Raw genomic sequence first — 26,186 nt, 5'->3', positions numbered from 1 at the left:
ATACTGCGACTATAAGGGGAAATAGCCTATGACCATAACACCGGAACAGCGGATTACCCTGCACGGATTTAACAACCTGACCAAATCATTGAGCTTCAATATGTACGATATTTGTTACACCAAAACCAAAGAAGAACGCGAGGCGTATATTGAATATATTGATGAACAATATAACTCAGATCGGCTGACAGCTATTTTAAAAAATGTATCTGACATTATCGGCGCCCATGTGCTCAACGTAGCCCAGCAGGATTATGTTCCTCAAGGAGCCAGCGTGACAGTACTTATATCAGAGGGACCCATTGTGGAGGTTCCGACTGAATCTTATGCCGAGTCACCAGGCCCCCTACCTGAATCTGTCGTGATACAGCTGGATAAAAGCCACATTACGGTTCACACCTACCCGGAATATCATCCAGACGAGGGGATCAGTACGTTTCGAGCAGATATTGATGTCTCTACCTGTGGGGAAATCTCCCCGCTCAAGGCACTCCACTATTTGACTCATTCTTTCGACACCGACATTATGACGATTGATTACCGGGTACGCGGCTTCACACGTGATATGAATGGACATAAGCTTTTCATCGACCATGATATCGGCTCCATTCAAAACTATATTCCAGACGAAGTGCGCAGTCAGTATGACATGATCGACGTGAATGTGTATCAGGAAAATATTTTCCATACCAAATGTAAGCTAAAACAATTCGATTTAGACAATTACCTGTTCGGCTACACCAAGGAAAGTCTGACTGAAAAAGAGCAACAAAATATATCAACACGTCTCAAAATTGAAATGGACGAAATTTACTACGGTAAAAATATGACGTAACAGATCGAATGTGTGAAAATAAAGTGAATCATTTCATTGAAAAAAAGGATGATCGCTTGGACTGAAATACAGCCAGGCTTTCGTCCTTTTTTTGATGCAAAATAAAAGATATTACTCAACTTAATCTGTACAAGCGAGTGATTGTTCACTATGATAGGGGAAGAAACCATTAATTTGAAATATCAGCATAGATTTTACATCCGCTTCATATTGTAAGCGCAATCAATCGATCCTACGTATGATTTTGTCATGGAAGACAAAGGAGGAATTTGCATGCAAGGCGGTATTGGCGGTAAAAATATCATTTTACGATTGGAAATTTCCACAGAGCACATCCAATTTGGTCAATTGATTACGTTGGTAAACGAACATGGCGGGGATGTAATCGCCATTGACGTCATCCGCACCTCTGAGAAGGTCACTGTGAGAGATATTACAGTCACCATTGCTGATCCAGCAGAAATCGATCAAATGATTGCCCGGATTAAAAAAGCACAAGGTGTTAAGGTATTATCCATCTCTGATCGTACCTTCCTATTACACCTCGGGGGCAAAATTGAAATGCAGCCCAAGGTCCCCATTCAAAACCGCGATGACTTATCCCGGGTATATACCCCCGATGTGGCACGCGTATGTATGGCGATTCACGAGGAACCGGACAAAGCTTTCCGTTTGACGATCAAGCGCAACACGGTCGCCGTCGTCTCTGACGGAAGCGCTGTCCTCGGGCTAGGCAACATCGGTCCCTATGCAGCCATGCCAGTTATGGAAGGCAAAGCTATGCTGTTCAAGCAGCTCGGGTCCGTCGATGCCTTTCCCATCTGTCTGGATACGCAGGACACCGAAGAAATCATTAAGGCCATTAAGCAATTGGCCCCAGCCTTTGGCGGTATTAATCTGGAGGATATTTCATCGCCACGATGCTTTGAGATTGAACAGCGGTTACGTAACGAGCTGGACATACCTGTTTTTCATGACGATCAGCACGGCACAGCTGTCGTTTTGTACGCAGGGCTGATCAATGCGCTCAAGGTTGTCGGCAAGGCCCTGTCTGACGTCAAAATTGTCGTCTGTGGTATCGGGGCTGCAGGTGTGGCCTGTACGAAAATTTTGCTATCTGCAGGAGCAGTCAATATCATTGGCGTAGATCGTCACGGAGCGCTTACAGCGGATGAAACATACGAGCATCAGATGTGGAACTGGTATGCACAGCATACCAACCCCGAACGGCTGTCTGGCACGCTGTCCGAGGTTCTGAAGGACGCTGACGTGTTTATCGGACTCTCGGCAGGCGGGCTACTGCAACGAGAAGACGTGAAACGTATGAAAGAAGCCCCGGTACTGTTCACTATGGCTAACCCGGTTCCTGAAATTGCGCCAGAGGACGTCGAGGACATTGCGGGTGTCATCGCCACCGGACGTTCGGACTATCCTAACCAAATTAACAATGTGCTTTGTTTCCCTGGCATCTTTCGAGCGGCGCTCGACTGCCGTGCCCGTGAAATCAACGAAGAGATGAAGCTGGCGGCCGCAGAAGCCATCGCAGGCACGATCCGTCCTGAAGAACTAAACAAGCTGTATATAATCCCTGGTGTATTTAACGAGAGTGCGGTTCAACGGGTGCGTGAAAAGGTAATTCAAGCCGCGATTGCGAGCGGTACAGCGAGAAGAGTGCCTCGGGATTTCAGATAAAAGAAAAGGATTGCTCCCCTAATGCGGGTGCAATCCTTTTTGCTATGGGAAGATCAGGCTGCATATCCGTTATCTCCACAGCGGTTATGACCTCCATTTAGAGAACAATTGACTGGCACGCTGGGCAAATTCCTCCAGATTAAAGTTGGAGTTGTCCAGCTTGTAGTACCATTTTTTAATCGTATCCAAAATCCATGAGGGAACTTTAACCTCCGAGATACCGGAATAAAACGTATGATACGCCCACACCAAATGCTCCCAGCGCTTGTCATCGCCTTCCTTCACGTATTCAGATACGTCCAATACCTTGGCACGCCCGTCTTGCATGAGTACATTCTTGAGGTGGATGTCACGGGGGTTCAGCCCCTTGGATCGGACAAATTCTCTCGCCTTTTCCACATCCAGAATGACCTGCTCTGGCACAGGAATTCCTTGCAGCAAACAATCCAGCAGCGTAATACCGGATTCATAACTTATGACAATATACTTGTCGCCTTTTCCGTAATAATGAGGAAAAAAGTCAGACCCTCGCAAACGCTCATATACGTCGGCCTCCGCATCTTTCTTGTCGATCGCCATGTCTGAGTACACCTTGAATGCGTAGCCTGGCAACGTATCCAGCGTAAATACGGCCGCATCTGTCCCGATGCCAATACAGCGGACGTCTTGAGTGGCTGTTTTAATGGTAACCGGATCATTATCCTCTGTACTGTATACGGTCACTTGACTTATGATGTCTTCTGCCTGCCTCCATTGTTCTACCATGCGCGATCCCCTCCTTTTCTGTTCTAAACCATTACCAATGAAATTAGATCTATAACAGATAAATAGTATTACGGGTTAGCTTTGGGAATGGCTTCAAAATAGGTTGATTCTTTTAGAAAAAACGGTATGTGCCGTGTCTAACGAGCGTCCGGCAAAAGCAACCTTCTTAACTCTGCATAGCTTGCTGCTGTTTTATAGATCCCTAGCACGTCAGTTTCCGGGGGAGCGTTCCTGTGATTGAACCAGATCACCTGCCAATTCGCAGCTATAGCTCCCGCCACGTCATTGCGCCAGGAATCCCCAATGTAACAGCAGTGCTCTGCTAACGTTCCTGTCCGTTCGTTCACTACTTCAAAAATGCGCGGATCAGGCTTGGCATAGCCAACGGTTCCAGATACAAAGATATGCTCTGCTGCAACATGATTTTCCAACGCCATAGCCTTGATCTTGCTCATCTGGTGTTCTTCAAGACCGTTGGTAATTAATCCAACTAAAAAGCCAGCCGAGCTCAAATCATTTATTAACGAGGTAGCCCCCTCAAAAGGCTCAATTCGGTACTGACGATCCAAATATTCTTCTTGAACATGTTCTGCCTGCTCACGGGTAATTTCTATCCCGAATTCTTGTAAAGCCAGAATGAAACGGCCTTCTCTCATCTCATCCAGTTCATGCGTCCCTGCCTTCCCCTCCAGTAGTCCTCCTTTAGCCGATAGTACATCGCTATAATAGCGAATACGATGGTAGGCTTTCTCAAAAGGAAAACGCTCACTCAATCCTAATACTGTTCGCAATGCATCGCGTGTAGGGTGCAAATGATCGTACATCGTATCATCTACATCAAAAAAAATAGCCTTCTTTTGCAAGTTCATATGCCCACTTCTTTCTGTTAAATCTTCGGATGTCGCTCCTTTTCACCTTGTCCTGATATTATACCCGTTGGCCTGTTGCGTTGCACCCTGTCCTTCACACTGCGCTCCTGCATTCACACTTCACGGTTGCTAACATACACTGAAAAAGACCGCATTTTCGCAAACTCACTTTACTTCTCTACCGAGCTAATATAGGTATCTTGTCCTGCTTTGCCCGAAAGCGTTTTATTTGACAACACACGGGTAAAAGGTCACATTTTTGAAAAGATTCGTCATACAGGTTTACATTTCGTGTAAAATCACGTACCTTTTAGGGATGGACGCTTTATGGATGTATTGGATAAGGGAGGCATACACGATGGATTCCGGTTCTAACCTAGCCTATGGATCAGCTACACCTTTGATTGAGGCACTTATAGAATTTGAAAAGGAGCTCGAAGCGAACCGGCATTCTTTGAGTTTTGATTTGGGATTGATTATGGAGCAGGGCCGCGCGCCACGATATATGGCTACACCACCAGATGTTATTCCTTTTGCCCATGCAGGGGTGGACGGAATACATTATGGCTTTTTAACGGATTTTGGTCTTGAAAAGGACCTTTCACAGGCCCCTATCGTATGCGTATCTCCCGTCGATTGGACGGGTGTATGGGTGGTTGCCCGTCATTTGCAGGATTTTTTAAGTGTTGTTTATACAGAGAACAGTTCATTACAACGATACTACGCCAGTGGAGATGACTATTCTGGACATGCAGGTCAGCGACTGCCTCAGGTTGTAGATGAACGTACCGCGTTTGTACGCGAATGCTTCCGGGAACGCTTTGGTATCGAACCGATTCAGGATATGGCTGCCTATATCGATAGTTTGCGTACAGAACGGAAGCACAATGAAGCAGCTCCTACGCTGAACGGCTTGGGCATTCAGGTATCTTCTTCTGCGAAGCATAGCTCTTCTAAGGAGAGTGCACTCTTGACCGTAACGGAGCCTTTCCTTTGGGAACAACAAGGCGAAGCTGTGCGTGAGTTATTCCACAACGGTTCGCGTGAAGCCAGACTGGCCTTTATTCGAGATGCCCAGACACGGCATCTGTTCACCCATTCTGCCCTTCGTGCTTTTGTAGCTGGACAGCTTAAGTTGATGGGCCTATCTGAGGCCGCAACATATCTGGAAGAGTCCTACTATACCGTTATTCCTGATATGATAGAATCATGACGAATTCCTTGGATTTCCCCTAACCTAACCGCCTCCGAAAAGGCGGCTTTTTGTGCTACAATAAATGAAAATAATAGGGTCGAACGGCCCGGTACGAATGAAAGAGAGCGAGCATGAATAATCATTCCTATCCTACTCCTGAAATCATTGAGGTTTGTCTGTTGGCGGGCAAACTGATGATGCAAAATGGAGCCGAAACCTATCGTGTTGAAGACACGATGTCCCGCATTGCTTCGGCCTATGGCATATCCCAGTCCCATAGCTATGTCACACCAACTGGGATTTTTTTTGCCATTAATGACTCGGAGCCTGCCACGCTCATTCGCATCGTAGAGCGGACCACCGATTTGCACAAGGTGACAGAGGTCAATTCCATTTCACGTAAAATCAGCACAGGTGATTTGTCTCCCCGCGCTGCCGTCAAGGAGCTTTCGGAGATTGAATGTGGTCCCCTCCGTTATTCTAACCGTATACAGCTGATGGCTGCTGCGTTGGCCAGCGGTTGCTTTATGATCATGTTTGGTGGAGTTTGGCGAGATTTCCCCGCAGCTGTGTTATGCGGAGGTATCGGATTTGCAGCCGTACAGTATTTTCACAGGCTCGTTAAGGTTAAGTTTTTCTCAGAGTTTTCTGCATCTTTTCTAATCGGTTTGCTGGCGGCTCTATTAACGATAGTAGGCTGGGGACAGATGATGGATAAAATTATTATTGGCTCTGTCATGCCACTGGTTCCAGGCTTGTTAATTACAAATGCCATCCGTGATTTAATGTCCGGGCACCTTGTTTCGGGTCTTTCCAAGGGAGCCGATGCTTGCCTGACGTCTTTCGGCATTGGAGCTGGCGTTGCGGTGATCATTTCTTATATGTGATTCGGAGGAGATTCAAGTCTATGCTTGCACAATTATTCACAAGCTTTATTGCCACCGCTGCATTCGGCATACTTTTCCATGCCCCCCGGCGCTCGCTGCTGCAATGCGGTTTCGTCGGTATGCTAGGCTGGCTGGTCTATTATTCAACTACGGACAGCATGGGACCTGTGAGCGCCAGCCTTTTGGCAACGATCCTCATCGGCATCGTCAGTCAAGGCTTTGCGCGGCTGTACAAAATGCCTGTGATTATTTTCAGTGTCGCAGGCATGATTCCGCTCGTTCCAGGGGGAATGGCCTATAATGCCATGCGCCAGTTCGTACAACAACATTATCCGCAGGCACTGGAGCTGGCGATGAGCACGCTGATGATCGCAGGAGCGATTGCTGTTGGTTTGGTGCTGTCTGAAGTGCTTAATCAGATTTTTCACAGTATACGTTTTAAACCACAGCGCTAAAAGCGATGAAAATAGAAAAGCAAAAGAGGCTGCTCCCAAAATCATCTGCAGTGTATGAGACGATTTTGGAAACAGCCTTTTTCTGTACACGTTACAAAGAATATTTATATGTCATAAGCTTATTCATCCACTCGCTTACCCAATATCGCCAAATCTCGCTCTATGCTGTCCAGCACAGCTACACGCGGATAGTACCCCCATTGCTCAAAACCAAACTTCCGTAGCAGCCCAATACTTGGCTCATTATGACCAAAAACAAATCCCAACAACGTGGTAATCCCCAGTCTCGGACATTCATTTAGCAAGTGCTGCACCAGTCGACTTCCTGTTCCGGTTCCACGAGAATCCTCATGGACGTATATGCTAATTTCTGCTGTACCGTTATAAGCTGGACGCCCATAAAAGGACTGAAGACTGGCCCATCCGGCAATTGTACCCTTTTGTTTTAAAACCCACAAAGGCCGGTGGTTTTCCTGATGAGCCTCAAACCATGGAATTCGACTTTCCACTGTCACCGGTTCCAGATCTGCCGTGACCATTCGTCCTGCGATCGTAGAATTATAAATGTCCACAATATCGGGAAGATCCTCTTTGCATGCAAATTCAATGGAAAAAGATTGGTCGTTATTCATTATTCGTATCCGCCTCCTATTGTGTGATTTATTTATTGTACAAGACAAGCGCCCGATCAGCCATATCGAGTTGTTTTGCGGATTAGTCCCAAAGGGTTTTATAATAGAGCTTGAAGAAAAACAAAAACGGAGTAAGCGATTTAACATGACGAGACGGGAGGTATGTTTCGGAGTCAAGGATTCTGAAGCAGCTTAATATGAATATTGGAACTCAACTCTTGATTTTGGAAATACCTATGGAATCTTTTTTTGGAAAAACAACCATTTATCCTGTACTGCTCAAGGACGAGGATGGACTTACACTGATTGACACGGGAATGCTCGGCCAATTGGAGCCATTACGCAAGGCTATTTCAGATGTGGGTGAGGATATCAGCCGCCTGAAAAGAATTATTTTAACACATCAAGATATTGACCATATCGGAAATGTTCATGCACTGCTGGACTTGCTGCCGAATACTGCCCTGTTAGCCCATAAGGATGACGTCCCTTATATGACAGGAGAGCGACCATTTGTGAAGCTAACGCCGGAACGGATTAATCAGTTGGATACTACGCTCAAGCAACAAGCAGAGGATCTGATTCGCCGCCTGCCAGATTTGCGCTTTGCTCATATTCTTGAGGATGGTGAGCATCTACCCTATGGTGGAGGAATACAGATTATACATACACCCGGCCACACTCCCGGGCATATCAGCTTGTATGTGCCCGCACAAAAGCTGCTGTTGGCAGCAGATGAACTGCTGGTAGTCGAAGGTGAACTGGTCGGTCCCGCTGAGTCGGCTACGCCGGATATGCCACTGGCCCTAAAGAGCCTCGATAAACTGACTGTATTGGATGTTGATAAGGTACTCTGCTACCATGGTGGTTACTATGATCAGAATGTACAGGCACGTCTGCAAACATTAAGTCAGGAAAGAGAATAAGTCATTCCATGCTATAAATAATGATGTATGAAGAGCTATAATGAATAAATAGGCAGAAAGGAATGAGACTTTATGAATGAGAAAATAACCCGACTGTATGATGAACTGAAGTCACAGTCTTGGGACGGCCTGCTTGTGACCGATCCTAAACATATTTACTACCTGACGGGCTTTGCCAGTGATCCGCATGAGCGTTTTCTTGGTCTGGTGTTGCTTCGGGACCAAGAACCAGAACTGATCGTACCCGCCCTGGATGCAGAAGCCGCCCAAGCTGCTTCTTCTGTGACTCGTATATCCACCCACACCGATACGGACAATCCATATGATCTGCTTCGTCAACGCACAGGCACCGGTGTGAAAGCATTCGCACTGGAAAAGGAGCACGTCTCCGTCCTCCGTTACGAACAGCTACATACTGCCATTGGCGCGGCTCAATATGTGGACCTGGGTCCAGTGCTTCAAGAAATGCGTGTGAGAAAAACTCCTGAGGAAGTACAACGTCTGAAACATGCAGCTCGTTTGGTGGAAGATGCCCTTCGTCACGGTCTCACCCATGTGCGTGAAGGGGTGACGGAAGTCGAGCTGGTGGCCGAAATCGAATACCAGATGAAAAAAATCGGTGCAGATGGCCCGTCTTTTGACACAACAGTGCTGTCTGGACCCAAAACAGCCTTGCCTCATGGTGTTCCGGGTACCCGCAAGCTGCAACACGGCGATCTGCTCATGTTTGATATGGGCGTATATTCCGATGGTTATGCTTCGGATATTACACGTACTTTTGCTTTTGGAAAGCTATCGACTGAGCTCGAAACAATTTATAATACGGTTCTTCGCTCGAACGAAGCAGGAATTGCCGCCATTCGCCCGGGAGTTTCCTGCGCATCCGTAGATCAGGCAGCACGGGCTGTTGTTGAATCCGCTGGATATGGCCCTGCCTTTAACCATCGAGTTGGACACGGCCTTGGCATGAGTGTTCACGAATATCCATCTGTACACGGAGGCAATAGCGATCTGCTTCATGAAGGCTTCGTGTTCACAATCGAACCCGGCATCTATGTGCCAGGCCTCGGCGGTGTGCGGATTGAAGATGACGTTCTGGTCACCTCTGATGGTGTTGAAGTGCTTACCTCTTTTCCAAAAGAACTGACAGTGCTCGGATAAACCCATCGCTATTCATTATATAAAAAGCAGAAAAAAGGAGGGGTAACCCCAAGCCATCATGGCTTTAGGGTTTGCCCCTCCTCTTCTATAAAGCGGAAATTGCGTGCAATGTACAAAATGGGTGTACCCGCCGCGGTCAGTACAAATTTTAAAATGTAGGTGGTGAATAATATCTCGATCCATATCCCCCATGCATAACCGTAAAAGGCAATAGTACAGAAAATGAGCGTATCTATAAACGAGCTGATCATCGTGCTGCCGTTGCCGCGAATCCAGAGCTGATGACGTTCCGGGAAAAACTTGCGAATCCAGGCGTACAGACGCACGTCCAGCAATTGACTGACTGCATAGGCTGTCAAGCTGGCAAGCGCAAGCCTTGGCAACAATCCAAACAGCTGTTGCATCGGGGTCTGGGCAAAATCCGTTGCAGTAGGCTCGAATTGCAGCACCATTTGCATCGTGACCGTCGTCATAATCAGAGTGAAAAAGCCGAACCACACAGCTTTACGCGCCTCTTTAGGCCCATATTTTTCATTCAGCAAGTCGCTGGCCATATACATAGAAACATACATCGTATTTCCCAATGTCGTGGTAATGCCGACCAGATCAATCGTTTTGGTTACCTGAATGTTAGCTAGTACAGTAGCAACACCAATCCAGGCGTACAGCCCTTTTTTACCGAACAACCGAAAACATAACAAAAAGAACATAAAATTGACGAGGACAAAAGCTGCCCCCCATAACAGATTAAACATGAAATCCTCCTAGTTTTGATAGCGCGGGATGGTTGCGAACCGCGGTTCATCCGAAGCAAGCCGGAAAAACATTATTTTAATGTATCATAGATTAGGATTCGTGAACAGCTATAATTTACACTGTCCTAAGCCTAATATAAAGAGCCGACCTTAAGGTCGACTCTAAGTATTGAGGTGCACAGTGCATGTGTTACATATGCGATAGATGCGATATGAGACTGTAGTTTACACCATCTTGTCTATCTTTTACTTAAGAGTGCGCCGTTGCATCCAAATCCATACCTTGATTGTTGAACACGTCTTGATCGTTCTCTTTGAGCACCTTGCCTGAAATGAGACCTGCGGTAATAGAATCATTGACATTTAACGCTGTGCGACCCATATCAATCAACGGTTCGACTGAGATGAGCAATCCTGCCAATGCCACTGGAAGATTCATGGTGGAAAGCACGATCAGGGAAGCGAAAGTGGCACCACCGCCTACACCCGCCACGCCGAACGAGCTGACCGTAACGACTAGAATAAGCGTGAGGATAAAATCCCAGCTCGTTGGATCAATACCCACGGTTGGAGCAATCATAACCGCCAGCATCGCCGGATAAATACCAGCACAGCCGTTTTGTCCAATAGTCGCTCCCAAGGTCGCAGACAGATTCGCGATGCCATCGGACACACCAAGTTTTTTCGTTTGCGTTTCAACATTTAACGGAATGGTCGCCGCACTGGAACGAGAAGTAAAAGCAAAAACCAGTGTAGGCAATACCTTTTTCACATACGTCACCGGATTATAGCCGAACAAGGCCAGCAAAATAAGATGAATGATAAACATGACCAACAAAGCCACATAAGAAGCGAGCACAAACTTGATTAGCTTCAAAATTTCATCTGGATTGGTCGTAGCTACTACTTTAGTGATCAGTGCTAAAATACCGTAAGGTGTCAATCTCAGCACCAGCGTTACAATCCGCATCACTACAGCGTACACTGCATCGATCACTTTACGGAAGGTTTGCGCCTGTTCCGGTTTTTTACGATCCAATCCGAGCACAGCCACCCCGATAAAAGCCGAGAAAATAACCACCGCCAGCGTCGACGTACGACGTGCTCCCGTCATATCCTCAAAAGGATTTGAAGGAATAAATTCCAGCACCTGCTGTGGAATGGTCATGTCCTGAACTGTTCCAAGGCGCTCTTCCATCTTCAAGCCCTGTGCTTGTTCCTTTTCTCCACCTTGAATCTCAATGGCCTTTAAATCAAATGACAGACTGGTTACAATACTCACTGAAGCAGCAATTGCCGTTGTAATCAGTAGTACTGCAATAATGGACACGCTGATTTTGCCAAGGTTCTGTCTTCCCTTCAAATTCATAATAGCCGAAATAATCGACACCATGATAAGCGGAATAACGACCATTTGCAGCAAACGGACATAACCATTACCTGCGAGGTTGAACCAATCAACTGATTTTGTAATGACCTCTGAGCCTGCCCCATAGGCATATTGTAGAATAGCCCCGTAGATCAGTCCGAAGCCAAGTGCGGCAAATACCCTTTTTGTAAAGGAGATGTGCTTTTTCTGCATCCAGACCAACACGCCGAGCAGTGCAAGCAGCACGATGACATTCAAAATAATAAAGAAGGTATCCATATATCATTTCCTCCAAACTTCAACGTAAGATGTTTTCTAAAGTGACCCTTCAATCCGAAGATTACTATATCACAAAGCCAACTATTTTTGTAGGTTTTATTGAAATAAAAATAATAAATCTGCTCCAGCCTTAGATTTATCAAAATGACAAACAGCAAGCCTTCGTAAGATGAAGGCTTGCTGTTTGTTATCCTGACACAACGACACGTATTCGATTTAGCTGCCGGGGCTCTTTTCCACAACCGAGTTCGGAGAAGCATTCATGCCAGATGTAGATACTACTTGCGAATGCTCATCTTTTTCATCCACAAAGCCCATAAAATACGTAATTACGCCAGCCGTAACAAACGAAATCAGTATACCCACAATACCGTACACAAGCGTGGGTTCAGAAAATAAAGGTAAGCTGAGCAGCCCAGCAGACGTACCAATAGCAGTAAGCTCTGTTTCAAACAAACACATACAAGCCCCACCAACGGCTCCGCCAATCATAACTGCTATTAACGGTTTTTTGAAACGGATATTGACACCATACATGGCCGGTTCAATGATTCCCAGCATGGCTAACAAACCTGTGGACGCAGCCAGCGTTTTGACTTTGGCATTTTTGGATTTAACACATACGCCAAATGTTGCGCCAGCCTGAGCGAAAGCCGCTGCAATGACCACGGGAAAAATATGGTCGTAACCCAATGTTGTAAGCGAGCTGATCATAATCGGTAGCATTATATATTGCATGCCTGCAATAATAAGCCAAGACATCGCACCTCCGAGCAACAGCCCTGTAAATATTCCTGCATTGTCAAACAACCAGCCTAGTCCATCCGATACATATTGGCCGAGATAACTCCACAGTGGTCCGAAAGCGAACACCATCAAAGGTATAGTGAGTATCAGTGTCAAAGTCGGGACAACCAATAATTTAAGTGAATAAGGGGTATACCTGTCTAACCATCTTTCGACACACGATGCTATCCAAACGACAACAAGTATGAGTACTATAGATGAAGCAGCTTGTGGGTCTATAACTGACAGACCGGCAAAACGTACCTCCTCACTTGACTGGAATAAACTTGTTAGTTGGGGATGGAATACGGATACTGCGATGGCTGCCGCAACAAATACATTGCTGCGCAGCCTTCTTGCCGCACTTGCCGCAACAAAAATAGGTAGAAAGTAATACATCCCATCGCTGATAGCCATTAAAATAGTATATACCTGCGGATCAGACAACAATAAACCGAAGGACATTAAAACTAATATAATTACCTTGATGATTCCTGCCCCAATCATTGCCGGCAAGATCGGAGTGAATACGCCTGATACATAATCTAATAGACGACTTATCGGATTTCCCCCTGTAGCAGCTCTGTTACTGCCGGAAGTCGGCTCTAGTTCATCTTCTCCTCTGACCTGCGAAATCATTTCTTTGGAAAGTAAATCCCCATTCATAACTACCTTTTCCCCTTTTATATGTATATTGAAGAACACTTTCGAACTTACCAAACCAAGCTTAGAAGAATATTGTCGTAAAAGCGGTATTCCTTATGCTACTTATATTACTTCTTTTTTACAATAGTTTTATAGAAGGAGTAATCTATTCGTTTTTATGCACCTGATAATTTACATCAAACTTACATCTAAACACCTAAGACCATAGTTATATATTTTTTGTTTGTTTTTGGGCAAATATGACTATTCAACCGCCTGTTAATTATGTAAAATAGGTCTAACCTACTTTTTAGTAAATCATGGATTACTTCCCTTTCACATTCTTGTTCCTTGAATACAGCTGAAATATACATAGAATCCGAACATTTTCAGTCTTTTCTTCAAGCAAGGAGAGGAAAACAAGTAGATCATGGCGTGTCTAGCATCTTATTGGACAAGCGGCCTACATCAAGCAGGGGAATTCGTCTGACTTTATTACCATCATGTGAGAGGAGAATTTTCATGAAGAGTTTTAATCGTTCCATTGGCGCGAAATTACGAATTATGTTTTTGCTGATTCAGCTCTTTGCATCCCTTTTGTTCAGCATCAGTTTCTATGCAATATCCATGAGTATCATTAATAACAGTGTCATGCCTCAGGTAGACCAATTGCTAGAAATTGGGGCTAAAAATGTATATCAGGATCTCAATATTTCCTTAGCTGTTCAGGCCGGGCAAGGAAGCGGTTCTGATTCCGGCTCCGCTATACAGATGGAATCCTATCTGCAGGACAAAGTCGATACCCTCAAATTAGAATCGGCATATATCGCGGTAGTGAAGGATGGTAAAGCCGAAGTCGTCGCACGGAATGTAAAATCAGTATACAAGGTCAAGGATGCACTCATTCCTGTAGAGGATGTAAAAAAAGCAAAACAAGGCGAGATGAATATCAGTGAAATTTATAGCGATTCGTACGGAGTACACAAAACCGCCTTCTTTGCTATATCGGGTAGTAATTTAGTTCTGGGCGTGAACGAAGATGTTGGATTCGTACAAGAAAAATCCCAACAAATTCTATGGATTTGCATAGGTATTACAGTGGCAACACTCCTGCTGGGCGGAATTATTTCTACCCTCGTGATACGTAAAGTTGTAAAACCCATTGCTGAATTGGTTCGTCATAGCGAAAAAATTGCTCAAGGTGATCTTTCACAAGAAGCGAAGGTTCATGGCGTCAATGAAATTGCGCAACTTGCCCGCAGCTTCCAATCGATGTCTCATAACTTAAAAGAAATGATCGGCCATATGCTTTCTACATCCGGTGCGGTTGTTGGAGGATCGGACGAGCTGCTTCGTCGGACTGAGGCTATGAGTGTAAAAGTCCAGGATTCTACAGTTGCCGCAGAGGAAATAGCAAAGGGCAGTACCAGCATAGCTACAGCTGCTGCTGAAAATGCGCAGGCTATGGAGGAAATCGCTCAAGGTGTTCAGCACATCGCCTCCTCTGCCAATGATGTATCCGATCAAATCAGTGAAGCGACAAAAGAAACGGTTAACGGTACTACGCTCGCTCAAAAAGCTGTAGCTCAAATGTCACAGGTAGGACATGCTGCCGATGAATCGCTTCGATACATCCATAGTATGAATGAGCGCTCAGAAGCCATTGGTAGTATCGTTTCGGCTATTTTCGATATCACGAAGCAAATTCAAATGTTGTCCCTGAATGCCTCCATTGAAGCTGCCCGTGCGGGCGAACATGGACGGGGCTTCGCCGTAGTAGCCGGAGAAGTGCGCAAGCTTGCGGAGCAATCTAAAGAAGCCACACAAGAAATTTCCGACTATTTGGTTACCATTCAAGAAGTATCGCAACAATCTGTGGACTCTGTGACCCAGGTGAGCCGTGAAATTCATTCGGGAACGGAAATGGTTCAACAAGCGAGCTCAGCCTTTAACCAGCTAAGTGAGCTTATGCAAAAGATCAATGCTACGATTCAAACGGTATCTGCAGCAACGGAACAAGTATCCGCCAGCTCGGAAGAAGTATCTGCTTCCGTGGAAGAGACAGCTCTCATCGCTGCCAATGCACAGCATATGATTCAGGAAATCGGTTTAAATGCCGATGAGCAACTGAATGAAATGGAAAGCCACAGCGAGGTTGTTCGCCAATTAAGCAAACAAGCAACCGAGCTGCAAAAGGCTGTCCAAAAATTTAAAATTACGTAAGCCGATACCATAGAGGATTTTGCAAAATCCTGAATAAAGAGAGGTATCTCTCAGTCATGAAAATGGCTGTAGAGATACCTCTTTATTTTTAAGAGCGATTTAAATAATCATTTTATGAAGTTTATGAATTCATTCCCATCATACGATAAATTTGCTCCATATCTAAATGAGCCCGAACCACCTCTGCGACACGGTCAAACTCTCGTTCCTTGGCTTCACGTACAGTAAAAGTGCTTTCTAAAGGTGCCAAGCCCTTGGCTTGTCGCAATCCATCCAGCCAGCATCGGCGAAAACGGTCATTATCAAACACACCGTGCAAATAGGTTCCCCATATTTTACCGTCTGTCGTACCCCAGCCTTCCTCAAAAACTGTTCCTTCGCCACGCCGGATATGGAATAACCTTTTCATTTCGCTTAGTTTTAAAGTTCCATCTGTAGGTGCGTATGGTTCCGTAACATACTCCGTAACGCCCATATGTATTTCATAACCTTCAATGCTTGGCTTAGAGGCATAACCCGAATCAGGCGTAGCGCTAAGCAAAAGCGGACAATGATTAGACAGGGTTCCTTGTACGCGTACGGTTTGCTTTTCCTTCAAAAAGGTCGTGGACAGAGCCAGCCAACCTAACCCCTCTGCCTGCTGCGGCAACCCAGATTCGACGGCTTCGGGATCAAATAGCGCTGTACCCAGCATCTGATAACCTCCACAAATGCCAACTAGCTGTGTGCAGCCGGTATTCATAGCCTGCCGAATGTCTTTCTCCAGACCTCTCTCACGCAATTCCAACAGGTCTCCAATGGTGTCTTTGGTCCCCGGTAAGATAATGGCGTCCGGTACGCCCAACTGTCCGGCTTCTGTGACATAACGAACACTCACATCCGGCTCTGCGGCCAGAGCATCCGTGTCCGTAAAATTGGAAATCCGCGGATATCGTATCACTGCAATATCCAGTTCTTTATCCTTTGCAGATAGCTTGGGCTTCTTATCCAGTACTACCGAATCCTCTGCTTCAATGCGAATGTCTGGTAGATAGGGCAATACACCGAGTACAGGAATGCCTGTCCGTTCCTCCAGCCAGTCTAATCCCGGCTGCAGCAGAGACAGATCGCCTCTGAATTTGTTAATGATAAATCCGCGGATACGCTGTACTTCATGGGGTTCCAGCAACTCGATGGTTCCTACGAGAGAGGCAAAAACACCGCCCCGGTCGATATCTGAAATAAGCAACACTGGAGCATCCGCCCAACCTGCCAGATTCATATTTACGATATCGCGGTCCTTCAAATTAATCTCTGCCGGGCTGCCTGCCCCTTCCATAAGGACAATATCATAGGTATCGCGCAACCGATTCAGAGCATCCATAACGGTCTGCTTGGCTTTTGGCAAAAAATCCCTCCGGTAATCGGAGGCGCTCATATAGGCATAAGGTACACCGTGTACAACAATTTGTGAGTGCATATCTTTGACCGGCTTAATCAGAATCGGATTCATGTCGGTCGTGGCCTCAATACCGCAGGCCTCAGCCTGCACCCCCTGAGCGCGTCCAATTTCCTTGCCGTCTTCGGTAACATAAGAGTTTAACGCCATATTTTGCGACTTAAACGGTGCTGGACGATATCCGTCCTGCGTAAAAATACGGCAAAGCGCAGTCGTCACCACGCTTTTGCCCACATCCGACGCTGTTCCTTGAAGCATCAATACGGCTGCCGGGCTCGTGCAGGACGGTTCGAAAGTTGACAATTGCCTCTTCCCCTTTAACGAATTCATTTCAAATCTGGTCACAACCCGTACAAAATGACAATAAACAACAATAAAACAGTCTCCAGCAATTCGTTTAAAGTTCCGTATATATCTCCCGTAAGTCCACCCAAGCGGCGGTTAATACGGTTTGCCGTGAAGGTTCCAACACCGTAAGCCAAGAGCGGAATCAACACAAAACCTATCGAGATTGGAAGGCTTTCAGAATATGAAGGCAAGGTTTGTAAGCATGATCCTGCCAACGACAGATTCCCAGTATCCCTTGTTGCTGTAGCCAAACCTGCCAGAAGATATTGTCCTACGGCAGCACTCAGGGTCACTAATACAGCCCAGAATACGGCCAACCCTACGCGGCCACCACTCATATCAGCAAAACGCGCAGCCAGTCCATCATCATTACGGGCTTTAGGCCAGCGCTTCATCGCATGTACCATAAACCAGCGGCTCCAAACCATCGGAAGCAGCAGCAAGCCAGACACATTCCGTTCAACCAGCACCGTATATAGCAAAGAAGCCTTGAGCATGAGCAGCAACACGCAAGCAATAACGCCCATTGCCCCTACACGGCTATCCTTCATAATCTCCAGCATCCGTTCACGGGATCGGTAGCTGAACAAGGCATCAGCTGCATCCATCCACCCGTCCAAATGCAATCCACCCGTCAACCAAACCCAGACAACAAGAGTAAGAATCGTACACGGCAACGGCGGCAGCACCATAGAAGCAAGCGCCGCAAAGCCCCAGACGATGATGCCAATGACCACTCCCACCAGCGGATAATAACTTGCACTGCGTTTAAGCAAATCCGGGGAAAAATCCAATTCCGCCTTCACCGGAAGACGCGTTAAAAATTGAAAAGCAGCAGCAACAGCCTGACGTTCGCGGCTCATAGCTTATATTCCAGCCGTTTGAGTTCTACGGGAATACCCGCCGTCACCAAAAATACTTCATCACAAAGACGGGCAATCCGCTGATTCATAACCCCACTCAAATCCCGATACAGCCGACCAAGCGGATATTCGGGCACAATGCCGTCACCAACCTCGTTGGTCACGATGACAAGCTGCCCCGGATACTGCTCCACAGCTGCCGTCAGTTCATTAATGGCAACTTTGGACGCAGCTTCGCCGTCCTCGCCTGCGGCCAGCAGCACGTTCGACAGCCACAGGGTCAGGCAGTCGACTAACACCATAGGCGCGGGTGATGGCTGCGACGCTTGATCGCCGCCAAGCCGTCGCAGCAGCTCCGGCAGCGCCTGCGCTTCCTCCAGCGTCTGCCAGTCGTACCCGGCAGACTCGCGCTGGACCCGATGAAGGGCGATGCGCTCCTTCATCTCCATGTCGTAGGCCTGCGCCGTTGCAATGTAGCATGCGCCAGGCGCGCGCGACATGCATAATCGCTCGGCAAAGCCGCTTTTCCCGCTGCGTGCCCCGCCGGTCACGAGCGCTTTCATCGCTGCGCGGCTCCCTGACCGTCCGATACGCCTGCATCGGCAAAGGTCGCCATTTCGCGCATAATGCGGCACGCCGCATCAATCAGGTGCAAGCTAAGCGCACCACCTGTGCCCTCCCCGAGCCGCATGTCCAAATGAAGCATGGGCTCCAGCTTGAGCTCGCGGAGCACCGCCGCGTGCCCGCGCTCGTCCGAGGCGTGCGAAGCGAGCATGTACGCAGCGCTTGCAGGCGCAAGTGCACGCGCTGCGAGGGCAGCTGCGCCGGAAATAAAGCCGTCCAACACGACTGGACAGCGATGTGCGGCTGCGCCGAGGATAACTCCTGCCAAGGCGGCAATCTCCAGACCGCCGACCTTAGTGAGCACGTCGAGCGCATCATTTGCATCTGGCTGGTTCACGTCCAATGCGCGGCAGACAACCGCTATTTTGCGGGTAAGCCCAGCCATATTTACACCCGTTCCCCGGCCTACGATAACTTCCGGCTCTAGCCCGGTAAGAGCACATACGACCGCAGCGCTGGCTGTGGTATTCCCGATGCCCAGCTCTCCAGTAACGAATAGCCGTGTGCCACCTTTGACCGCTTCTATTACAGCTCCAGCTCCGGCCAAAATCGCCTGTTCCGCTTCCGTACGCAGCATCGCTGGCCCTTTAGCTATATTCGAAGTACCCATGCGTACCTTTCGGTCCACCAGATTCGCGTGAGCGACATCCGCATTCACGCCAACATCTACCACCTTGACATCTGCGCCCGCATGGCGTGCCAGCACATTAATTGCTGCGCCACCTGACAGCATGTTATACAGCATTTGCTGTGTAACCTCAGCCGGAAAGGCACTGACTCCCTCTTCACACACCCCGTGATCCGCAGCCATGACCATAACCGTTTTACGATCGAATTCAGGCTTATCCACTCCTGTAATTCCTGCTAGCTGAATGACCACACTTTCCAACTTTCCAAGACTTCCCGGTGGCTTTGTTAATTGGTCCAAATGGGCTGAAGCTGCCGAGGCCGCCACCCCATCCGGCTGGGCAATGCTATCGATCAGCTGACGCAGCTTGTCGTTCATACCTTCCACTCCCTGCTCTTTTTAAGTGTGTTTCATCGTTTATTTAATCTGCTGTATCCGAAGCGCTCCTGCGCAGCAAGAGCTGCGGCACACCGCTATCAGGATGCGGAAGCATCACAGGCTCAACACCGTATACTCGTCGAATCCGATCCTCAGTTAATAACTTCGATGAAGCTCCCAATCCTTCAACCATTCCATCCTTGAGTACAAGCAAATCTTCGCAAAATTGGGCTGTCAAGTTAAGATCATGCAAGACCGCAATGATCGTCACACCCGTTTCTTGGCGCCAATCTGCCAGCAGTTCCATAAATTCAAGCTGATAGCGCAAGTCCAGATAGGTCGTAGGCTCGTCCAGCAGCAATATTCGTGGCTCCTGCACCATTACTTTTGCCAAAGCTACACGCTGTCGCTGTCCCCCACTCAAACGGTCTAATGCTCTGTCCGCCAGCGTGGTAAGACCCAATCGCTCCAGCACGCGATCCGCGATCGCCTCCACATCAACACCCTTTTCCCTGCCTAGCCAGTCCTGATGGGGAAAACGTCCCATTTCTACGACTTCCCTGACGGTGTATCCCACGGGAGGAAGCCCTTCCTGTTGGAGTACGGCTATGAGTCGGGAAAGCTCTTTCCTGCTGTAGCTACCGACCTTTTTGCCATAGATATGAACGTTTCCCGAAGTTGGCTGATCTACACCGGAAAGCAAATGCAACAAGGTCGATTTTCCACTGCCGTTCGGACCAATAATCCCCCACCAAGTTCCTTCGTCGACGCTCCAGCTTATATTTTTTAAAGCATGGAACTCTCCATAGGCACGTGTCAGACCCACTACCTCTAATGCCCGATCACGCACCTTCTGTGATTCACTTTGTTCTGTCACAGCAGTCCTCCCCTGCGCAGCTTCTTGTTTCGGTACAGGAGATATGCGAAGAACGGTGCCCCAACAAAGGCCGTCATCACGCCCAGAGGAATTTCTGTGGGGGCTAACAATGTGCGAGCCGCCGTATCTGCCCAAGCCATAAAAACAGCTCCGCCGAGCGCAGATAATGGAACAATCATACGGTAATCAGGACCTGTCACCAGACGAATGATATGCGGTACAACGAGTCCAACAAAGCCAATCACGCCACACACCGAGACAGCGGCTGCTGTCAGCAGCGTGGAAATAATCAGAACAGATAGCTTCGTCGCATCTACATGAACTCCCATGTGCGCCGCCTGACGTTCACCCAAAGCCAAAATATTCAGCACACGTGCCCGGTTCCATAGAAATACCAGCCCTATGACCACATAAGGTAAAAGGATTCCTGTATATGACCAACCGCGCAGACTAAGACTTCCCATCGTCCAGTACAATATTTCATTGACCGTCTCCTTCGACATGGCTGTCAGAAAGGAAACAACCGCTCCCAGAAAGGATTGCATCACCACACCCGACAAAATGAGACTTTGTGTCGGAATTTTCCCACCTTCCCGTGCCAACGTCAGCACCATCCACAGCGTAAGCATTCCGGTCGTAAATGCCACTAGCGGCAGCGTCCATATGCCAACAAATGAAAATTGAAGGCCCCAATAAATCAGTACTGCCGCTCCTACCGAAGCCCCCGAGGATACCCCCAGTGTATACGGATCAGCCAAAGGATTACGCAGCACACCCTGAAATCCGGCTCCCGCCAGCGCCAGCGCTGCTCCTACCAACATTCCCAGTAACACTCGTGGCAATCTGACCTTCAAAATAATCTGCTCTGAGGATGTATTCCAATCCGGTGTAAACGTATCGCCTAACCACGGTAGGTGGTTAACCAGAATGCCCGTGATTTGGCTGACCGGAAGCTTGGCCGAGCCGATGCCAAGACAGAGCAGCAGCGTCAGCAACAGCAGGACAAGACCTGTCCCTCCAAAGCCGATCAGTTTACGGTTCATTTGAAAATTTCAGGATACACGCCCTTGGCCACTTCCTTGAGACCTTCCGTTACGCGTGGACCCGGACGACTGATCAAATTATCATCCACGGCAAACACCCGGTTGTGGCGAACAGCCGATATTTGATCCCATCCACTGCGAGCTTTAATGATATCACCGAGCGTCTGGCCCGTTTTGTCGTCCTTGACACTTTTGCTGTACAAAATCACGTCAGGGTTCGCAGCAATAATATTTTCCTCACTGATTTGGTACCACCCCTTCTGCGTGGCACCTACATTTTCGCCGCCCGCCAACGTAATCAGCTCGTCCATAAACTCGCCTTTACCCACTGTCCAGCCTGGTGAAAACTCGACGTATACCCGCAGCTTCTGCCCTTTACCGATATTTTTAATTCCTTCTTTTACTTCTGCTACATCTGCTCTCATCTTGTCAGTCACCGCTCTTGCTTCTCTCTGATGATCGGTGATTTTCCCATACAATTCGATGTTAGCCATGACATCTTCCACTGTCTTCGGTTCCGTTTTAAAAATCATAATTCCCATGTCGCGCAGCTTGGTCGTAGCCTGTTCACTAAGTGATATCCCTGCAAAAACGACTTCCGGGTTCGCAGCAATGATCGCCTCTTCGTTCGGTTTCATAATACCGCCCACTTTAGGCTTTTTCGTAGCTGCTTCCGGGTAATCAGAGTAGTCGGAGACGCCGACAATTTCCTTATCCAGCCCAATGGCGAACAACGCCTCGGTTTCTGCCGGGGAGACGGAAACGATTTTATCCGGCGCTTTTTTGAATGTAAATTCCTGTCCTGTTGCATCTTTAACTGTGAGCGGGTAAACCGTTTTGCCCGGAGGCTCTTGTGCGTTTACTGCCTGTCCCGGCTGCTGTGAAGAAGCCTGACCCTCTTTATTTTCTGCATTTTTTCCATTAGCGCCACATGCACTCAGCACAACTGCCAAAATCAGAGCCAATAGACCTGTTGTCCACACCTTTATTTTTTTTCCTGCCATGATTTGCACCCCTTCATAAATAAATCGTTAAGAGCGTTACTTGAACATCATCAGATATCTTCTAAATCTAGCCTTCTTTTCCTATCAAAAACCCCCGCATCCTCATATCAGGACACAGGGGTCACGTTAGCGCAGATCGTGCGCAGGCGGCAGCTTCTTTCCGCATGGACAGTCACTGCGAACACGTCATCCTTTCCTCGAAGGATTATGGTGACAGGCGGACGGGCAGGTATCCTGACTTATGGTAAAATACATGTCCTGAAATTCTTTCATATGCTTAGTAACATATAAAGAGGACTAACGGGCATGTTTCCATTTACAGTGGCGGGACCGCGCCGGATTCACACCGACTTCCCTTTTAACAGCGCAGGGAGGGAAACCATAGTTTCATCACGCTGCGCCGACCTCGTCTGCTGGATATTTGATGTAGTGGTAGTCAAGCCGTTCTTTTACTTGATGATTATAGGTTAAAATGAGGCGGCTTACAACCCAAACAGCCTCTTTATCCGCTGGTGTCTAACCTAATGAGGAAGCATTTCCGCTATGTAATTGTGCGGTCCTGCCAGCCTCAATTGAATCCTTAATGCTTCTCCCGGCTTCGGATTCAGACTCCAAAAATCATGGCCCGGTATCAGCATGCAAGCTAGCTGACGAATTACGCCACCATGCGTAACGACCAAAACAGAGGGCGACGTAGCAGTCAAATCCATGGGTTGAACTTCCATAGCAACACGCCATTCATACAGAGAGTCAAGAAATTTGCGCAGACGATTTACAAAATCTGTCCAAGACTCTCCACCAGGTGGGGTGATCCGTTGCGGCTCATCAATCCAAGCCCGATACAACGACACATCCTTGAGCATGTCATACGTTTTTCCATCCCACTCGCCAAAATGAAGCTCTCGCAGACATGGTTCCATCATAGGAGGCATAGTAGATAGGGAACGCCCAGACGTCAACTCTGATTCCGGCACAATGATCTGCAAGGTCTGGCGACATCGCATTAAGTCGCTGCAATAGATTCGAGCAAAGGACTGACCTTGCAATTTTTCCTGCAAAGGCTTTAATTCCTGCTCTGCCCCCGGTAGCAAACCTAAGTCGGAGTGTCCCAGATATCGACGTTCCTTGTTCCATAAGGTTGTGCCGTGACGAACTAACACGAGCTCCATATCCCAATGCAGATCTTCTTTAGCATCATACGGCACCTTATCCTCCTGTGAGTTCGGTCTTTGTGCGTATTCTACTGTCCTTTTTGCTGCTATATCTTGTTTCAAGAAATGTCACTTCCTGCTCGATCATTATTCAGTGTGTCACTCCTCACCCTCACCGCACCCATCCCAAGGCAAAACAACCTGCGGCTCCTAACAAACACAATCCTACAAACATACTGGACACGGCGAACATCAGCTGGATCGTATGCCGTATATCTTTCGACTCTAGCGGTCGTATCCAATCCCCCATGTATGCACGAAAGGAGCGCACGCCATGATACACATTATATCCTCCAAGACGAATCCCCAATGCACCAGCAACAGCCGATTCCGGGAAGCCACTGTTCGGACTTGGGTGCAGACGAGCGTCTCGCTTGACTGTGCGCCAGCTTCTTGCAGCATCTCGTTTGTACATCCACGCCGCTATCACAAGCATTGCCGCTGTCAGGCGTGCTGGAATGTAGTTAGCCACATCATCTAGACGTGCTGAAGCCCAGCCTAAATGCAGATACTTTTCATTTTTGTAGCCAACCATGGAATCGAGCGTATTCACAGCACGATAAGCCAGCGCCAAGGGTGCTCCCCCGATCAAGGCATAAAAAAGCGGGGAAATAATCGCGTCCACGATATTTTCAGCGACCGTTTCAACCGTACCGCGTACAATCTCAGGCTCATCAAGTTGCTGCGTATCCCGCCCGACTATCATGCCCAGCTCCCGCCGTGCCGCAGCCAGGTCATCCGCCTGCAACGCTCGGTAGACTGCCATTCCTGCATCCTTTAGTCCTTTGGAAGCAATCGTGGTCGCAATCAGCACTATTTCTGCGCCGACAGATAACCACGGATGAATCCAGGCAAGCAATTGCAACAGCGCCCAGGCGAGCGCAAAGGAGCCTCCCGCCACAATGAGTGGAAGCAGTATACCCGCACGTTTCAGCCCCCGGTCACTTCGGACCTGGCGGCGAATCAATTTTTCCAATGCCGAAATGGCATGTCCCATACCGATGACTGGATGCGGCAACCACCTCGGATCACCGATCATCCTGTCCAAAAGGTAGGCTGCCAGGATAATCAAGCTAACTGTCACGCCGCTGTTCCTCCTCCAGCACTTCACCCAATACAGATAGCAGCCTGTCGTTGGCTTCTGCATCCTTGACCGCAATCCGAAAATGGCTCGTCGTCAGTCCCGGATACATAGCACAGCTACGTATAAGAACTCCGCGTTGTCCAAGCGCCTGCTGAATAGCCGATGCACTCCACGTACCCGGCGCCCTTGCCAGCACGTAATTGGCTTCACCGGGAACGACACCGCAGCCCCATTCCGCCAAGGCGGTTAACAGACGGTTGCGCTCCGCAGCAATCAGCTCCTGTGTTTGGTGCTCATATGCTTGCCCACTTCTCAAACACGCCTCGCCAGCCAGCAACGCCAATCCATTCACACTCCAGGTCACCTGTTTGGCCGTCATTCGCCGGATATAGTCCGGATGAGCAATCGCACAACCCAATCGTAGGCCAGGAATGGCATAAAATTTGGTCATTGACCGGATCAAAATCACATGAGGATAGCGATCCAGCACAGGCAGCAGTGAGATTCGCCGTTCCAGCGGAATAAAATCAATGAATGCTTCATCCACCACCAGCACGGTCCCCGTTGTGCCAGCCGCCTCTGCCAGCTCGCACAGCTCTTGCTCACCATACTGCACACCGTTTGGATTATTCGGCTGCCCGAGGAACAAAACATCTACCTGCTCCATGAGCTGAAGGATGTCCTCCACGTCCGCCTTCCATTGAAGCGAGGCCTTCCCATACACCCGGTTGACCTCGGCTCCGAATTTGCCAGCCAGCTCGGCATATTCCGAAAAACACGGCTCCACTGTACCCACACGCTTAGGAGCTAGTCCCAATAACAAGAGCGCCATGCTCTCAGCCGCTCCGTTTCCGATACTTAACGACTCCGGTGGAACATGCAGTCGCCGTGCGAGCATATTTTTAAAATTCCGATGCCCAGGGTCTGGATAGCGAATCACAGTGTCAAATGAGTGTTGCAGCGCCTCAAGCACCTCAGGCGGTGGACCAAGCGGATTAATATTTGCACTAAAATCTACAAAATCAGCAGCAGTCCCGCCAAATGTCGCCGCAGCTGTTTCCCTGTCCCCGCCATGACCGTAAACCTCTATCATTGCCTCTCATCCTTTCCGCCCGTTTCCAATCATTTAGCTCCATTATGAGGCTGCTTTTTGCGTCCCGTCAATGCAAATGAGCTTTTGTACATGGCTCACTTGGGTTACAATAGAAGGAGGC

Annotated in this window: 24 protein-coding genes and 1 riboswitch; of the genes, 8 read left to right on the top strand and 16 right to left on the bottom strand. The window is 48.1% G+C overall.

The window, feature by feature from the left end:
- Positions 1-28 precede the first annotated feature (28 nt).
- Positions 29-835 carry an adenosylmethionine decarboxylase gene (gene speD / locus MKY98_RS07130; RefSeq protein WP_029516409.1) on the top strand — a complete coding sequence of 269 codons (807 nt, stop codon included), beginning with the start codon at positions 29-31 and terminating at the stop codon, positions 833-835.
- Between the two features lie 273 nt (positions 836-1,108).
- Positions 1,109-2,527 (top strand): NAD-dependent malic enzyme, encoded by a 1,419-nt coding sequence (locus tag MKY98_RS07125; RefSeq protein ID WP_029516408.1) that lies wholly within the window; start codon positions 1,109-1,111, stop codon positions 2,525-2,527.
- An 84-nt stretch (positions 2,528-2,611) separates the two neighbouring features.
- Here MKY98_RS07125 and MKY98_RS07120 read toward each other — a convergent pair whose 3' ends face one another.
- Positions 2,612-3,292 (bottom strand): serine/threonine protein kinase, encoded by a 681-nt coding sequence (locus tag MKY98_RS07120; protein WP_029516407.1) that lies wholly within the window; start codon positions 3,290-3,292, stop codon positions 2,612-2,614.
- 137 nt (positions 3,293-3,429) lie between these two features.
- Entirely contained in the window at positions 3,430-4,161 is a 732-nt protein-coding gene (locus MKY98_RS07115; RefSeq protein WP_069012555.1) for an HAD family hydrolase, read from the bottom strand.
- A gap of 358 nt (positions 4,162-4,519) precedes the next feature.
- Between MKY98_RS07115 and MKY98_RS07110 the strand changes: the two genes are divergently transcribed.
- From MKY98_RS07110 to MKY98_RS07100, 3 genes are all read left to right on the top strand, one after another.
- Positions 4,520-5,374, top strand: coding sequence for a hypothetical protein (locus tag MKY98_RS07110; protein WP_029516405.1), 855 nt, complete (start codon positions 4,520-4,522; stop codon positions 5,372-5,374).
- A gap of 113 nt (positions 5,375-5,487) precedes the next feature.
- On the top strand, positions 5,488-6,243 hold the full coding sequence (locus MKY98_RS07105; RefSeq protein WP_029516404.1) for a threonine/serine exporter family protein: 756 nt from the start codon (positions 5,488-5,490) through the stop codon (positions 6,241-6,243).
- A gap of 20 nt (positions 6,244-6,263) precedes the next feature.
- Positions 6,264-6,698, top strand: coding sequence for a threonine/serine exporter family protein (locus MKY98_RS07100; RefSeq protein WP_013309318.1), 435 nt, complete (start codon positions 6,264-6,266; stop codon positions 6,696-6,698).
- 119 nt (positions 6,699-6,817) lie between these two features.
- On the opposite strand, the gene MKY98_RS07095 is transcribed toward MKY98_RS07100, so the two are convergent.
- A complete protein-coding gene (locus MKY98_RS07095; protein ID WP_069012554.1) occupies positions 6,818-7,330 on the bottom strand; it encodes a GNAT family N-acetyltransferase in 513 nt (170 codons plus the stop codon).
- 197 nt (positions 7,331-7,527) lie between these two features.
- Between MKY98_RS07095 and MKY98_RS07090 the strand changes: the two genes are divergently transcribed.
- A complete protein-coding gene (locus tag MKY98_RS07090) occupies positions 7,528-8,256 on the top strand; it encodes an MBL fold metallo-hydrolase (protein ID WP_069012553.1) in 729 nt (242 codons plus the stop codon).
- Positions 8,257-8,328: 72 nt separating this feature from the next.
- The gene (locus tag MKY98_RS07085) at positions 8,329-9,417 is read left to right on the top strand and encodes a M24 family metallopeptidase (RefSeq protein ID WP_069012552.1); all 1,089 of its coding nucleotides are present in this window, start codon (positions 8,329-8,331) and stop codon (positions 9,415-9,417) included.
- Positions 9,418-9,473: 56 nt separating this feature from the next.
- Here MKY98_RS07085 and MKY98_RS07080 read toward each other — a convergent pair whose 3' ends face one another.
- The 3 genes from MKY98_RS07080 to MKY98_RS07070 form a co-directional block, all read right to left on the bottom strand.
- Positions 9,474-10,172 carry a queuosine precursor transporter gene (locus MKY98_RS07080; RefSeq protein WP_029516399.1) on the bottom strand — a complete coding sequence of 233 codons (699 nt, stop codon included), beginning with the start codon at positions 10,170-10,172 and terminating at the stop codon, positions 9,474-9,476.
- A 250-nt stretch (positions 10,173-10,422) separates the two neighbouring features.
- Positions 10,423-11,820, bottom strand: coding sequence for an L-cystine transporter (locus MKY98_RS07075; RefSeq protein WP_029516398.1), 1,398 nt, complete (start codon positions 11,818-11,820; stop codon positions 10,423-10,425).
- A 216-nt stretch (positions 11,821-12,036) separates the two neighbouring features.
- Complete coding sequence (locus tag MKY98_RS07070; protein ID WP_069012551.1) at positions 12,037-13,272, bottom strand: PTS transporter subunit EIIC; 1,236 nt, start codon at positions 13,270-13,272, stop codon at positions 12,037-12,039.
- A gap of 501 nt (positions 13,273-13,773) precedes the next feature.
- Here MKY98_RS07070 and MKY98_RS07065 point away from each other — a divergent pair.
- Positions 13,774-15,474, top strand: coding sequence for a methyl-accepting chemotaxis protein (locus tag MKY98_RS07065; RefSeq protein ID WP_069012550.1), 1,701 nt, complete (start codon positions 13,774-13,776; stop codon positions 15,472-15,474).
- A 121-nt stretch (positions 15,475-15,595) separates the two neighbouring features.
- On the opposite strand, the gene MKY98_RS07060 is transcribed toward MKY98_RS07065, so the two are convergent.
- From MKY98_RS07060 to cobD, 10 genes are all read right to left on the bottom strand, one after another.
- Entirely contained in the window at positions 15,596-17,215 is a 1,620-nt protein-coding gene (locus MKY98_RS07060) for a cobyric acid synthase (protein ID WP_069012674.1), read from the bottom strand.
- 38 nt (positions 17,216-17,253) lie between these two features.
- Positions 17,254-18,123, bottom strand: a complete 870-nt coding sequence (cobS, locus tag MKY98_RS07055) for an adenosylcobinamide-GDP ribazoletransferase (RefSeq protein WP_069012673.1) — start codon at positions 18,121-18,123, stop codon at positions 17,254-17,256.
- Entirely contained in the window at positions 18,120-18,686 is a 567-nt protein-coding gene (gene cobU / locus MKY98_RS07050) for a bifunctional adenosylcobinamide kinase/adenosylcobinamide-phosphate guanylyltransferase (RefSeq protein ID WP_069012672.1), read from the bottom strand. The genes cobS and cobU overlap by 4 nt, the downstream gene beginning before the upstream one ends.
- A complete protein-coding gene (cobT, locus tag MKY98_RS07045) occupies positions 18,683-19,753 on the bottom strand; it encodes a nicotinate-nucleotide--dimethylbenzimidazole phosphoribosyltransferase (RefSeq protein WP_029516392.1) in 1,071 nt (356 codons plus the stop codon). The genes cobU and cobT overlap by 4 nt, the downstream gene beginning before the upstream one ends.
- 43 nt (positions 19,754-19,796) lie before the next feature.
- On the bottom strand, positions 19,797-20,630 hold the full coding sequence (locus tag MKY98_RS07040; RefSeq protein WP_029516391.1) for an ABC transporter ATP-binding protein: 834 nt from the start codon (positions 20,628-20,630) through the stop codon (positions 19,797-19,799).
- Positions 20,627-21,673, bottom strand: a complete 1,047-nt coding sequence (locus MKY98_RS07035) for a FecCD family ABC transporter permease (protein ID WP_029516390.1) — start codon at positions 21,671-21,673, stop codon at positions 20,627-20,629. The genes MKY98_RS07040 and MKY98_RS07035 overlap by 4 nt, the downstream gene beginning before the upstream one ends.
- Positions 21,670-22,677: an ABC transporter substrate-binding protein gene (locus MKY98_RS07030; RefSeq protein ID WP_029516389.1), complete on the bottom strand. Its 1,008-nt coding sequence runs from the start codon at positions 22,675-22,677 to the stop codon at positions 21,670-21,672. The genes MKY98_RS07035 and MKY98_RS07030 overlap by 4 nt, the downstream gene beginning before the upstream one ends.
- 207 nt (positions 22,678-22,884) lie before the next feature.
- A riboswitch (cobalamin riboswitch) is annotated at positions 22,885-23,076 on the bottom strand.
- 122 nt (positions 23,077-23,198) lie between these two features.
- Positions 23,199-23,951: a histidine phosphatase family protein gene (locus tag MKY98_RS07025; RefSeq protein ID WP_029516388.1), complete on the bottom strand. Its 753-nt coding sequence runs from the start codon at positions 23,949-23,951 to the stop codon at positions 23,199-23,201.
- A 49-nt stretch (positions 23,952-24,000) separates the two neighbouring features.
- Positions 24,001-24,972: an adenosylcobinamide-phosphate synthase CbiB gene (cbiB, locus tag MKY98_RS07020; protein ID WP_069012422.1), complete on the bottom strand. Its 972-nt coding sequence runs from the start codon at positions 24,970-24,972 to the stop codon at positions 24,001-24,003.
- Complete coding sequence (gene cobD, locus MKY98_RS07015) at positions 24,962-26,065, bottom strand: threonine-phosphate decarboxylase CobD (RefSeq protein ID WP_341010725.1); 1,104 nt, start codon at positions 26,063-26,065, stop codon at positions 24,962-24,964. The genes cbiB and cobD overlap by 11 nt, the downstream gene beginning before the upstream one ends.
- Positions 26,066-26,186: the final 121 nt, after the last annotated feature.

The organism is Paenibacillus sp. FSL M8-0228 (assembly GCF_038007385.1).
GTDB classification, from domain to species: Bacteria; Bacillota; Bacilli; order Paenibacillales; family Paenibacillaceae; genus Paenibacillus; species Paenibacillus polymyxa_D.
Note: the sequence above shows the minus strand (reverse complement) of the source record. Positions and strands in the feature narration are given on the sequence as shown.